The sequence below is a fragment of the Limnospira platensis NIES-39 genome (assembly GCF_026000695.1).
Lineage (GTDB): Bacteria > Cyanobacteriota > Cyanobacteriia > Cyanobacteriales > Microcoleaceae > Limnospira > Limnospira platensis.
In genome coordinates this window covers 3,070,716-3,083,496 of the sequence record NZ_AP026945.1, presented here as the reverse complement: position 1 = coordinate 3,083,496, position 12,781 = coordinate 3,070,716, and the positions used below count along the sequence as shown (strand labels likewise).

General features: G+C 45.0%; 14 protein-coding genes. 9 read left to right on the top strand and 5 right to left on the bottom strand.

What is annotated here, in order from left to right; translation table 11 throughout:
* The first annotated feature begins 32 nt into the window (after nucleotides 1–32).
* Both N39L_RS15120 and N39L_RS15115 read left to right on the top strand, forming a co-directional pair.
* A complete protein-coding gene (locus N39L_RS15120; protein WP_006619499.1) occupies nucleotides 33–458 on the top strand; it encodes a helix-turn-helix domain-containing protein in 426 nt (141 codons plus the stop codon).
* A 59-nt stretch (nucleotides 459–517) separates the two neighbouring features.
* Nucleotides 518–1,516, top strand: coding sequence for a cysteine hydrolase family protein (locus N39L_RS15115; RefSeq protein WP_014275631.1), 999 nt, complete (start codon nucleotides 518–520; stop codon nucleotides 1,514–1,516).
* Here N39L_RS15115 and N39L_RS15110 read toward each other — a convergent pair.
* Together N39L_RS15110 and N39L_RS15105 are read right to left on the bottom strand one after the other, a co-directional pair.
* Nucleotides 1,511–2,314 (bottom strand): hypothetical protein, encoded by an 804-nt coding sequence (locus N39L_RS15110; RefSeq protein ID WP_014275630.1) that lies wholly within the window; start codon nucleotides 2,312–2,314, stop codon nucleotides 1,511–1,513. The genes N39L_RS15115 and N39L_RS15110 overlap by 6 nt on opposite strands.
* 7 nt (nucleotides 2,315–2,321) lie before the next feature.
* Complete coding sequence (locus tag N39L_RS15105; protein WP_006619502.1) at nucleotides 2,322–3,314, bottom strand: aspartate carbamoyltransferase catalytic subunit; 993 nt, start codon at nucleotides 3,312–3,314, stop codon at nucleotides 2,322–2,324.
* A gap of 123 nt (nucleotides 3,315–3,437) precedes the next feature.
* Between N39L_RS15105 and N39L_RS15100 the strand changes: the two genes are divergently transcribed.
* The 5 genes from N39L_RS15100 (at nucleotide 3,438) to N39L_RS15080 (ending at nucleotide 8,211) form a co-directional block, all read left to right on the top strand.
* Entirely contained in the window at nucleotides 3,438–3,992 is a 555-nt protein-coding gene (locus N39L_RS15100; RefSeq protein ID WP_014275629.1) for a hypothetical protein, read from the top strand.
* Nucleotides 3,993–4,135: 143 nt separating this feature from the next.
* A complete protein-coding gene (locus tag N39L_RS15095) occupies nucleotides 4,136–5,569 on the top strand; it encodes a circularly permuted type 2 ATP-grasp protein (protein ID WP_006619504.1) in 1,434 nt (477 codons plus the stop codon).
* Nucleotides 5,570–5,625: 56 nt separating this feature from the next.
* The gene (locus N39L_RS15090) at nucleotides 5,626–6,606 is read left to right on the top strand and encodes an alpha-E domain-containing protein (protein ID WP_006619505.1); all 981 of its coding nucleotides are present in this window, start codon (nucleotides 5,626–5,628) and stop codon (nucleotides 6,604–6,606) included.
* A 112-nt stretch (nucleotides 6,607–6,718) separates the two neighbouring features.
* Nucleotides 6,719–7,564, top strand: a complete 846-nt coding sequence (locus N39L_RS15085) for a transglutaminase family protein (RefSeq protein ID WP_014275628.1) — start codon at nucleotides 6,719–6,721, stop codon at nucleotides 7,562–7,564.
* 230 nt (nucleotides 7,565–7,794) lie between these two features.
* On the top strand, nucleotides 7,795–8,211 hold the full coding sequence (locus N39L_RS15080; RefSeq protein ID WP_014275627.1) for a response regulator: 417 nt from the start codon (nucleotides 7,795–7,797) through the stop codon (nucleotides 8,209–8,211).
* Between the two features lie 21 nt (nucleotides 8,212–8,232).
* Here the strand turns inward: N39L_RS15080 and N39L_RS15075 are convergent, their stop codons facing one another.
* Nucleotides 8,233–8,493, bottom strand: a complete 261-nt coding sequence (locus N39L_RS15075) for a hypothetical protein (RefSeq protein ID WP_006619508.1) — start codon at nucleotides 8,491–8,493, stop codon at nucleotides 8,233–8,235.
* Nucleotides 8,490–9,092 carry a phosphoribosyl-ATP diphosphatase gene (gene hisE, locus N39L_RS15070; RefSeq protein ID WP_081471178.1) on the bottom strand — a complete coding sequence of 201 codons (603 nt, stop codon included), beginning with the start codon at nucleotides 9,090–9,092 and terminating at the stop codon, nucleotides 8,490–8,492. The genes N39L_RS15075 and hisE overlap by 4 nt, the downstream gene beginning before the upstream one ends.
* Before the next feature lie 97 nt (nucleotides 9,093–9,189).
* Between hisE and hemL the strand changes: the two genes are divergently transcribed.
* Both hemL and N39L_RS15060 read left to right on the top strand, forming a co-directional pair.
* The gene (gene hemL / locus N39L_RS15065) at nucleotides 9,190–10,488 is read left to right on the top strand and encodes a glutamate-1-semialdehyde 2,1-aminomutase (protein ID WP_014275625.1); all 1,299 of its coding nucleotides are present in this window, start codon (nucleotides 9,190–9,192) and stop codon (nucleotides 10,486–10,488) included.
* Between the two features lie 117 nt (nucleotides 10,489–10,605).
* Entirely contained in the window at nucleotides 10,606–11,361 is a 756-nt protein-coding gene (locus tag N39L_RS15060; protein WP_014275624.1) for a cobalt-precorrin-6A reductase, read from the top strand.
* A gap of 12 nt (nucleotides 11,362–11,373) precedes the next feature.
* On the opposite strand, the gene N39L_RS15055 is transcribed toward N39L_RS15060, so the two are convergent.
* The gene (locus tag N39L_RS15055; protein WP_014275623.1) at nucleotides 11,374–12,600 is read right to left on the bottom strand and encodes a bifunctional cobalt-precorrin-7 (C(5))-methyltransferase/cobalt-precorrin-6B (C(15))-methyltransferase; all 1,227 of its coding nucleotides are present in this window, start codon (nucleotides 12,598–12,600) and stop codon (nucleotides 11,374–11,376) included.
* Between the last annotated feature and the right edge of the window lie 181 nt (nucleotides 12,601–12,781).

Here is a 12,781-nt window from a genome sequence, read left to right as displayed (position 1 = left end):
TTTATTGGCCGGCATGGCCTGGAGTGATTGAGATGAAATACCATCAATTGGCAATCCAAGAAACCATCGAAGACCTGAAATTTTTAATGTCTCAAACTATCACCCATGATAGCTTTAAGAAAGTTAAAGCCCTTTATTTGTTAAAATCTAATAAGGTTAGTAGTATTACCAAATTAGCGCTGGTGTTGGGGGTGAGCCGCATTACTATCCATCGCTGGTTAAATCGCTACCAAAAAGGTGGAATCGATCGCTTAATTTATCATCAATCTAAAAAAGGACGTAGACAGCAAATCCCCCCGGAAGCATTACAGGAATTAAAGTCTAAGCTGACCTTAAAAGAATCGGGCTTTAAAACTTATTGTGAAGTCCAAAGCTGGCTCCAAGACAAATATGGGTTACAAGTCTCATATAATGTGGTTTATGCTACTATTAGATATAGGCTCAATCTGCAAATTTAGTTAGGCTAAATTGTGGATGGCTGAAACTGGCAGTGGGTGCTAATCCTAGGGGGTTTTTGATGAATAAATCGCCGATTCCGGTTTTCTTTGAGAGCCATAAACTTGAGGAAGTGTGGAAAGTACCCTATCAGCAGCGACAGATAGATGCACGGCTTTGGGCGCAGGAACATCAAATTAAACCCGCAGCCGAAGATACTACACGGATCGGTTTATTACTCATTGATGTTCAGAATACATTTTGTATTCCCGGATTTGAGTTATTTGTCAGGGGTGCAGTACAAGATAATCAACGATTATGTGAGTTTATTTATCGCCATTTGGGGGTAATTACTGAAATTATAGCCACCCTAGATACTCACACTGCTATGCAGATTTTCCATCCGATTTTTTGGGTGAATGATAGTGGCGAATATCCCGAACCGGGAACGACTATTACTGATGAGGATATCACTAAAGGTCGATGGCGGGTTAATGCAAATATCGCCCCTAATTTTAGGGGTTGGGATGAACAAACCTTAGCACAACACGCCCGCTATTATACCCATCAATTGACGGAAGGGGGGCGCTATCCTCTGACGATTTGGCCCTATCATGGCATTATGGGAGGTATTAGTCATGCTTTAGTTTCAGGAGTAGAAGAAGCGCTATTTTTTCATAATATCGCCCGTTACAGTCAAACTCACCTAGAATTAAAAGGTCAACATCCCCTCACGGAAAATTATTCCGCCCTCAAGCCAGAGGTTTTAATGGCTAGTAATGGCGTGAGTATTGGTAACACAAATCAAGGGCTAATTGAGCAACTACTGAACTTTGATCGGCTATTTATTGCGGGTCAAGCTAAGAGTCACTGTGTCGCCTGGACTGTGGAAGATTTACTGACAGAAATTCAACAGCGCGATCGCACTTTAGCGCAACGGATTTATGTGTTAGAAGATTGTACTTCTCCGGTAATAGTTCCGGGTGTAGTCGATTTCACAGAAGCTGCAGAAGCCGCATTTAAAAGGTTTTCCGCCGCCGGAATTAATCTAGTTAAATCCACCGAGGCGATCGCCTTATAATGGTTGTGCGGTGATAGCTTCCCAGAAGTGGAGGGAGAAGGCTTGAGGAGTAGCTATAACCCGCATTTTTTGAGCCCAACTGTAAACTTGAAAATCAATTAATTGGGGAGAATTAGTATCAGCGAAATCCATACCACTAACCACAGCCACCCAATGACTAGGATAAGGTATTAAAGGCGGCTTATTTTTCAGTAAAGCCTCAGCATTTATCAAAGCCAACACCACCCCACCTTGGTCTAAAACAGCAGTGGCATTTTCCATAGCTTGGAGATGACCAAATAAATAAGGTTTGGTGAAATTAACATCAGCAAAGCCCAGAAGTTCCCGAGTCCATCCCACAATTTCCCAAGGCTTAGTAATTCCCGCCAAGTTACGGAGAATCTCCGGCGCATTAGGCTCAATAGGAAGCCATAAATTTTGTGATTCTCGCAGGGTAGAAAGTACCATCCAATCAGCTTGCGGCATCTGGAAGTTTCCCCGGCTATTTCGCAGGCGTTCCGAGGCAGAAATCCAGGTATTTTTGAGGGTATGAAAGCCGCCCAGTTGAAACAAGTTGCGACAGATGGTGACATATTGTTGGGGGTGATGTCTAATCAGTTCAAAAACAATCACCGCCGGACCACAAAAAGGCTGTCCTCCCTGACTGAGACTAAAGGGGTTTTGAAGGCGCGATCGCATTTGGCTAATCACCTGTTCCCGATCCAACCCTAGCCAGACCCCAGGAACAGTAGAAGCCTCAAATTCAGCGATCGCATCTATCGCCATTTGTAACTGTTGAGGGTCTGGAAATACCTGCACCCGTCGTCTATCCTCCCTTCCCGACACCAATCAAATATAATAAAGCCATTCTGACCGCAATACCGCTAGTAACTTGCTGAGAAATCAAACTGCGATCGGGATTATCCATCAACTCGGAACTAATTTCCACACCGCGATTAACCGGACCAGGATGGAGAATTTTCACATCAGGACGACATAACTTTAAGCGTTCCGTAGTAATCCCATAAAGTTGATGATACTCTCGCAAACTCGGCAATAAATAATTAGTCATGCGTTCCTTTTGTAAGCGCAAAGTCATCACAAAATCAGCATCAGCCAGAGCCTCATCTAAACTCCAGTGTAAAAACAATTTACCAGGGCGATCGCTACCCAACCCCGCAAAGCATTTAGGTAGCAAAGTCGGCGGACCTGCTAAATGCAACTCCATTTCCGTAGCCGTCAAACTCCAGATATTAGACCGCGCCACCCGGGAATGCAAAATATCCCCAACCACCGCAATTTTCTTACCTCGCAATAAATCCAGGCGGGGACTTTCCGGGTCCAAAACCCGACAAATAGTAAACAAATCCAATAATCCCTGGGATGGGTGTTCATGTTGACCATCCCCCGCATTCAAAATCGCCACCTGAGTATTAAGGCGATCCATCTCCGTGGCGATCGCCAAAGGAACCCCCGCCTCACGATGTCGGATCACCATCATATCCGTTCCCATAGCCAAATAAGTTTTAGCCGTATCCAAAATAGTTTCACCCTTAGTCAGCGAAGAAGTCCCCGGCGTAAAATTTAACGTATCCGCCGACAGACGTTTCGCCGCCAATTCAAAACTATTGCGAGTCCGGGTCGAAGGTTCAAAGAACAAATTAGCCACCACCTGACCCTGTAAAGCCGGGACTTTTTTAGTCCTACGTCCGAGAACCTCCCGGAAACTAGCAGCAGTTTGCAAAACCGTATCATATTCAGCAGCAGTGAAATCAGCCAGAGATAGGATATGTCGGCGATTCCAGTTTGTCGTAACCATTTAGCCTCATTCAAGAAATATTTGCCGTAGCGCCGGATAACGGGGACAGGTGACTACTACCATTCGGAGTCAAGCCTTTTAGCCTTGAATTATTAACTATCGAAGTTAACCCATGTACCAGCCATGATTAGTATCCAACATTTGTTACCCCCTGTTTTGACTACCGTGATGATTGTCATCTTGACAAGCTGTAGTAGTAATGTCCCCATTGACGAAAGTTCCGAAACCCCCATCAACCAACCCGACCCCCAAACTAGCGGCGAAACCACCATCAGCAAACCAGAAACCTCTCCGGTGCCGCCTCCCCTGAAGGAACCCACCGCCCCCCCAGCAAATACCATCCCAGTCACCCTTTATCAAGCCGACAGCGCCTGTCAAAACCTAGTACCGCGTAGGACTACACTTCCGGCGGAACAGTCCCTAGAATTGGCAGTAAGGCAGGTTTTAGACAACTACGAATCCGCCGACTTTTCCTTGGGGTATCGAATTATCCGCCATCAGCATACCATCACCATAGATTTTCGAGTTCCCAGCAACAGCCCCAGGGTGTTTACCTCCCTGTCATCCTGTGAACAACTAGCCCTCTTCGGTAGTTTACGCCAAACCCTCACTAGCAACCCGGTTTGGCAAATCCAACAAGTCCACTTTACCAATAGAGGCCAGGAAATTGTCCTGTAAGTGTGACCCGTTGTATGGTATAATTGGATCCGACAAAAAACACCACTAACTTGGGGTTAACCAGTTGGTATCATTAACTACAGTTCCCGGACGGACTCAGCCCCTTATCATCAGAGGTGTTAGAGCAGTTGGGGCTACAATTTGTGCTATTTGATTCTTACGATCCAGGTGATTTCTACGATGAACTATTTGCCTCTCCAGGGGAACCGAGACCCGAAGGCAAACTTTTAATAGATCGGCTTAATTCCCTGTCTCCAGAAGAAATTAGGATGCGACAACAGGCGGCGAAAACCGCCATGATGAAACTAGGGGCAACGTTTAACGTTTATAGCGATAGTGAGGGGACCGAGAGGATTTTGCCCTTTGATATGATTCCTCGTATTGTTTCCGCGCAGGAATGGGCGTATTTAGAACGAGGACTAATCCAGAGAATTCAGGCTCTCAATTTGTTTATATCTGACATTTACAGTGATCAGAAAATAGTCAAAGATGGTGTGATTCCTGAAGATTTGATTAACTCATCTAAAGGCTTTCTTAAACCCTGTATGGGAATTGAAGCCCCTAAAAATATTTGGTGTCATATCACGGGGACGGATTTAGTACGCGATCGCGATGGTCAATGGTATGTTTTAGAAGATAACCTACGCTGTCCCTCTGGGGTTTCCTATGTTCTGGAAAACCGACGGGTAATGAAAAGCACTTTTCCGCAAATCTTCGCTACCCTAGGCATTCAACCCGTTGATGAATATCCCAGTCATCTCCTAGATACTCTGCTGAATTTAGCCCCTTCCCACATAGATGACCCGACCGTGGTAGTTTTAACTCCGGGGATTTATAATTCTGCCTATTTTGAACATTCTTTCCTCGCCCAACAAATGGGAGTAGAATTGGTGGAAGGACGGGATTTGGTCATAGCAGATGGTTATGTGCAAATGCGAACCACAAAAGGTTTACAGCGGGTTGATGTCATTTACCGCCGCATTGATGATACTTTTATTGACCCCCTAGCCTTTAACCCTGAATCACTTTTAGGAGTTCCTGGTATCACCGAGGTCTATCGCAGTGGTCGCGTCGCCCTGGCTAATGCTTTGGGTACGGGTGTGGCTGATGATAAGGTAATTTATTCCTATGTCCCCCAGATGATTCGTTACTATTTGGGAGAAGATCAGATTTTGGCTAATGTTCCTACTTACTTGTGTTGGGAACCTCAGCAACTTGAATATGTGGTGGCTAACCTTGATAAATTAGTCGTTAAAGCCGCTAACGAAGCTGGTGGCTATGGGATGCTAGTTGGGACTCAAGCCACAGAAGAAGAACGACTAGAGTTTGCTGGACGCATTAAGGCGAACCCCCGCAATTATATCGCTCAACCTACCCTTTCTTTATCCCGCGTTCCTACCCTGCTAGGCGATAGCTTTGAGGGATGTCATGTCGATTTACGACCCTATATCCTTTACGGTCCTCAAGGGGTTTATGTTCATCCAGGCGGCTTGACCCGCGTGGCTATGAAAAAAGGTTCTTTGGTGGTGAACTCTTCCCAAGGGGGCGGCAGTAAGGATACTTGGGTTTTATTCTAATCTTGGCGGTAACTTTGTTAGCCACAATTGTCGTTACATTTTGAGTCGAAAAAACTATGCTCAGTCGTGTTGCTGATTCTATCTATTGGCTGAATTGCTATATAGAAAGGGCTGAAAATATTGCCCGATTTGTTGATGTTAACCAAAATTTGTTGTTGGACTCTCCTTCGGGAATGAAGCAACAATGGCGACCTTTGGTGTTAACTACTGGGGATTTAGAACTGTTTAAGGAACGCTACGGAGAGGCGACCGCTGAAAATGTGATTCAATTCCTGACTTTTGATAATCAGTATCCTAACTCGATTTTATCTTGTCTGCGGTTGGCGCGACAAAATGCGCGATCTGTCCGGGAAATTATTTCCTCGGAAATGTGGGAACAGGTCAATGAGTTTTATATGATGGTGCGAGATGCTGCTATGGGGGATAGCTCCTATTATTTGCCGGAGTTTTTTAATCAGGTGAAGCAGCAAGCCCATTTATTTGTTGGGGTTATGGATGCGACTATGACTCATAATGAGGGCTGGCATTTTGGAAGGATGGGAAGAATGCTAGAAAGGGCTGATAAAACTTCTCGGATTCTGGATGTTAAATATTTCATTTTGCTGCCTTCTGTGGAGGATGTGGGCACTACATTGGATGAAATTCAGTGGATCGCTTTGCTGAAATCTGCTAGTGCTTATGAGATGTATCGTAAACGCCGACAACACCGGATTACCCCTTTTGGTGTGGTAGAATTTCTGATTTTGGATCGGGAATTTCCTCGCTCGATTCAGTATTGCATATTACAGGCAGAGCGATCGCTTCAACATATTACCGGAACTAGGCCGGGAACTTGGAAAAATCCCGTAGACCTGGAGTTGGGACGTTTGCGATCGGAGTTGGACTATATCATGATTGATGAGATTATGAATCGGGGATTACATGAATTTCTCGATAATTTGCAAACCCGGATTAATATGATTCAAGAGAAAACGTTTGAAACATTTTTTGCCCTGGAACCTATGCCGGAAACAGCTAGTCAAAGTCAAGTAAGTTGACAGTGATATAATTATGCCTCTCTCCTTCCCCACCTATTCCCACTAACTGGGGGGTGGGGTGGGGCTGTACCTCGTCAGCCCTGTTCCTAATTGAAATACCCCTGACACAGTGATGATTTATAAGATTGTTCATACCACCATATACACCTATACTAAGTATGTGGAATTAACCCCCCATATCGTCCGCTTACGACCCCGTTCTGATGCCTTTCAGACTCTACAGAATTTTGCTATTGATGTGGTTCCCGAACCGAAAGGAATTTCGGCAATTGTTGACCTCAATGGTAATGATGTCCTGAAATTGTGGTTTGATGAACCTACGAAAGAATTAAAGATTAAAGTCAGTTCCCAAGTGGAAACCTATTGTAATAACCCCTTTAACTATTTGCTGGAACCTTGGGCGATGAGATTGCCGATCGCCGATTATCCGGCACCGATTTTAAGACATTTACAGCCTTATATAGAAGGGAGAGTTGACCCGGCGGCGGTGCAATTAGCCCAGGAAATTTGGCATGGTTCCCGGGGGGAAGTTCTCACGTTTTTAAGTGATTTAAATCAACGGATTTATCGAACTTGTCGCTATACTATTCGGGAAACTGGGGCGGCTTTCCCCCCCGGAATTACTTGGAGACAGCAAGCGGGTTCCTGTCGAGATCTGACGGTTTTATTTATGGAGGCTTGTCGGGCGATGGGTTTGGCGACTCGGTTTGTTAGTGGCTATCAGGAAGGGGATCTCAATAATAGCGATCGCCATCTTCACGCCTGGGCTGAGGTTTATCTTCCGGGGGGAGGATGGCGCGGTTATGACCCCACCCAGAATTTAGCTATAAGCGATCGCAATATCGCCCTGGTTTCTAGTGCCATTCCTGAATATGCTAGTCCCATCAACGGCAGTTTTCGGGGGCGAGGGGCATCTTCTCACATGAAATATGATTTATCCATTGAAAAACTCTGTTGATTAAGTATTTTAGCAGTCACATCAACAACCGATACCACTGCTATACTAGGTAAGGAATTTAATTATCCCGAACTTTTCCATCCTTTTCGCCTCTCAATGGGCATCAGATACCATAGTCATCACCTGAAAATCCTGAGCTTATTCAGATCGACAGAATCAGTGTAACAGAATATCCTGATCATATAGCCTGTATGTTGACTCACTATAATTCTGCAAATGAGGGTGAAAATATGAAAACTATTTTAGTAGTTGAAGATAATCCGATTAATTGGCAGATCTTTCAAAGAATTATCACCCGTAAAGGTGGGATGCTTGCCTGTCATACTGAGGATGTGGAAACTGTGATCAATATGGCAACTTCTAAACAAGCTGATCTGATTTTGATGGATATTTATCTCAACAATAGTTATTATGAGGGTCAACCCATTGATGGTATTAATACCCAAATGCTAAAAGCTAATCCCGAAACTGCTAGTTTGCCAGTGATTTTAGTGACAGCCCAAGGGGATGAAAGCGATCGCGAATATTTCCTGGCCCAAAGTGGCGCTGATGGTTACATCCCCAAACCCATTATCGATCATCAAGCCTTTATTAACCAAATTAAAGCCACAATTGCGGGGGATGTCCTAGCCGAAAATGAACAATAATAGAGGTTTTAAAATACGTCATTAATCTACCTGTTCAGCATGACGAATAGCGGTATCAGGTAAAATACTAGGGGGTGGAGAAATCTCGATCGCCTGTATATTTTCCATAGGAATTACTAACAAACGATCCTCTAGCTCTATAATAATTTCATGGGAACCCAAAATCTGTTGCAGAGGATTAATAGGGCTGCCCTGCAAGGTTTGATGAGGCATAAACTCAAACTGGTAGGACTCCCCATTGATATAATGAACCGTTAAGGAAATCGGAGTTAATTTACTCATTGACGACGTGCTTCTAACTGTTCATAAACGTTTCGTAAATCCACCTGATGATAAGCCAGAGCCACGAGGGAATGATAAAATAAATCGGCTACTTCTGAGGCGATCGCCTGCGGCTCATCATCCTTACAAGCCATAACTACTTCCGCCGCCTCTTCCCCAATTTTCTTGAGAATCTTATTATCTCCCCCCGCAAATAACTTACAGGTATAGGACTGGGAATTAGGATGATCTCGGCGATCGCAAATTACCTGAAACAAACCCGCCAAAGTATGCCCAGCAGAGCCATTTAACTGGGAGGGAGAATGAGCCACCCCAGCCACCAGAAAATTGCCCTGATGGTCATAGCGAATGGACTCGGGCATAATATCAGGATGCCAAAGTTGAATCTGTGACTGTTGAACCCACCACAGTTGTTGAGTCACCAGGGTTTTCTGTAGCGCCTCTCGGTTCATTGACCCCAAAGCCAAAATGCCACCATTTAAGATATCCTGAATGGCGATCGCTACCAGGCCCTGATCATCGTAACGAATTTTATCAATATCAATCAGATTCCCTAATTCTGGGGGTTTCCCGGCTGCCATAACTCCACTAAATGTCATAAAAAACACCACTACTGTTTAGAATATCATTTTGTGTCCTCACCGTTGGCAAATTTGGCACTAAAGCATCCGAACATCTAACCATAAGGAGATTAAAGTGGTAAGCACCCCATTACAAACAACCAAATCTGAAGAAATCTTCAGCGCCGCCCAAAAAATCATGCCAGGGGGGGTTAGCTCCCCAGTGCGTGCATTTAAATCCGTTGGCGGTCAACCCATAGTTTTCGATCGCGTCAAAGGAGCATATGTTTGGGACGTTGACGGGAACCAATATATTGACTATGTTGGCACTTGGGGGCCAGCTATTTGCGGTCATGCTCACCCAGAAGTAATCGCCGCCCTCCACGAGGCTCTCGAAAAAGGGACCAGTTTTGGCGCACCCTGTGCCCTAGAAAACGTTTTAGCAGAAATGGTGATCGATGCCGTTCCCAGCATCGAAATGGTCAGATTTGTTAACTCGGGTACGGAAGCCTGTATGTCCGTACTGCGGCTAATGCGAGCCTTTACGGGTCGCGAAAAAATCATCAAATTTGAGGGCTGCTACCACGGCCACGCGGATATGTTTCTAGTCAAAGCCGGATCGGGTGTGGCGACTCTCGGCTTACCCGATTCTCCCGGTGTACCTAAAAACGTGACTGTAAACACTCTCACCGCCCCCTACAATGACCTAGAAGCGGTCAAAAAACTATTTTCGGAAAATCCCGGTCAAATCGCAGGTATCATCCTAGAAGCCGTTGTAGGCAACTCTGGCTTTATTCCTCCTGATGCGGGTTTCCTGGAAGGTTTGCGGATGCTGACTGAGGAAAATGGCGCTTTACTGGTATTTGATGAGGTGATGACTGGCTTCCGCATCGCCTACGGTGGGGCTCAAGAAAAATTTGGTGTCACCCCAGATTTAACCACTTTGGGTAAAATCATCGGTGGTGGCTTACCTGTGGGAGCCTATGGCGGTCGTCAGGATATTATGGCTATGGTCGCCCCAGCAGGTCCCATGTACCAGGCTGGAACTCTATCGGGAAATCCCCTAGCCATGACGGCGGGAATTAAGACTCTGGAACTATTGCAAAAGCCGGGGACTTATGAATATCTCGACCAAATTACCAAAAAGCTGAGTAATGGCTTATTGGAAATTGCTAAAGAAACAGGTCATGCGGCCTGTGGTGGGCAAATTAGCGCGATGTTTGGGTTCTTTTTTACGGAGGGACCTGTTCATAATTATGATCATGCTAAAAAGTCGGATTTGGCTAAGTTTGGCCGCTTCCATCGAGGTATGTTAGAACGGGGTATTTATTTGGCTCCTTCCCAATTTGAAGCCGGTTTTACTTCTTTTGTGCATACTGAGGAAGATATTGATAAAACTCTGGCGGCGGCGCGAGAAGTTTTATCTGGTCTGTAGATAATTCTGCCAGTCAATAGCTGGGTTTGTATGGGATTTTTGGTGAACTCTGAAGGTCTCATATAAAACCTGGTTTTGGCTGGGGTTTGTGGGGCTAATGTTAACCTGTTGATGGGGATGATTAATCACTGTAAAAAATTATTGATTGTGGGAGGAACTGCGGAAGCGACAGCCCTATATAATCGGGTGAAAACTATGGCGAATATAGAGGCGATCGCTTCTTTTGCGGGTCGCACTCAACAGCCAGTTACCCCGACAAATCCGGCGGCTTTTCGGATAGGCGGTTTTGGCGGTGTTCAGGGTTTAATCGACTACTTAAAACAACAAAAAATTGATATTTTAATTGATGTTACCCACCCCTTTGCTGCCCAAATTTCTGACCACGCGGCTATAGCAGCTAATGAATGTGGAATTAAACGGTTAATGGTTGTCCGTCCGGCTTGGGAAAAAGTCCCCGGCGATAACTGGGTTGAGGTGGATAGTCACTCACAGGCTACTATGGTTTTACCAGGGTTAGCTGAACGGGTATTTTTAACTATTGGTCGTCAGGAACTTTCCGCCTATGCTGAAGTTAAAAATATCTGGTTTTTCATGCGGATGATTGACCCCCCTCAGCCTAATTTACCTATACCTAGGGGGGAATTATTGTTACAACGGGGGCCTTTTTCGGTGGTAGATGAACTCTCAATTTTGCGGGAATATCAACTGGGTGCAATTGTTAGTAAAAATAGTGGCGGTGATTCTACCTACGCGAAAATTGTGGCGGCGCGAGAGTTAAAATTACCTGTGGTTATGGTGCAACGTCCTCCGGTTCCCATGGGGGAAACAGTGGCTGATATTGAGTCGGCGATCGCTTGGTTACAGAAACAATAAAGGGGATTTTAGTTATGGTTTAATCACTGACCATTGAGTGACAGTAGCTAAGGGTTTCCAGCCTAAAAAACTGCCAATGGCTGCGGTTCTTTCAATGCCAATTCTGGTAAGTTCTCCCCCTAATTGATGATGCCATTTTAACAGAATTAACTCACTCTCTACTGTGACGGTATTAGCCACTAGACGACCTCCCGATCGCAATTTTTCCCAACAGGTTTCTAACAGACCTGGGGTAGTAATACCACCACCAATAAAAATGGCATCCGGGGAAGGTAAATTAATTAATAATTCCGGTGCTTTTCCTGCTATAATTTTCAGGTGAGGCGTTCCTAAAGCTGTGGCATTATCAGCAATATATTGTAAGCGCCTGGGATGCTTTTCTATGGCTATACTTTGACAACGGCGATCGCTTCTCATCCACTCGATACCAATGGACCCACAACCTGCACCGACATCCCATAAAAGTTGTCCCGGTAGGGGAGATAATCGGCTGAGGGTAATCGCTCGCACTTCCTGTTTAGTTAACTGTCCGTCGTGGTCATAGGCGCTGTCAGGAAGTCCTGATAAACGAGGGGAAAAGTTAACCGGATTAGAACTAATACACTCCACGGCGATCGCATTTAAATCAGCCACTTCGTCAACATCCCAAGAGGAAGCGAAACCGGAAATTTGTCGCTCTTTTTTGCCTCCCAAATGTTCCAAAACGACGATTAAACTATCACCAAATCCTTGATGTGTTAGGAGTTCAGCCACGGCGGCGGGAGTGCGACTATTTGCACTTAAAATTAATAGACGCGCACCCCCATAAATTACGCCATTTAATAAAGCTACAGGACGACCACATAAACTCAGGGTTTCCACATGGGTTAAAGACCAACCCAAACGACTACACATTAGGCTAAATGTGGAAGTAGAAGGAATGATAGTAATTTCCTCAATGGGAAGGTGACGGGTAAGGGTAACGCCAATACCATACCACATCGGATCGCCACTGGCTAAAACACAGACGGGTTGACCACGGCGGCGGATAATTTCTGCGATCGACTCATCAATAGGAGAAGTCCAGAGGAGTTTTTCTCGGTTATCCTCCGGGGGTAACATTCCTAAATGACGTTGACCACCGACAACTACTGAAGCCATAGATAAAAGCGATCGCGCCGTGGCGCTTAACCCTTCTAACCCATCTTCCCCAATTCCTACAATTGATAACCATTTATGGGAAAAATCCCTGCTCACCATGATTTCTAGTTAAAATACCAGTATTCATGATATAGTATTTGGGTTTGTAGTTGGGAAAGTTCGGTGAGATTCCGACACTGTGCCGCAACTGTAATACAATATCAGAGCAAAAAATGGGTGATTTCATCGGGTAAATAGTCTTATTTATCCGGGAATTTAACCCTTAACTATCTGCTATTTT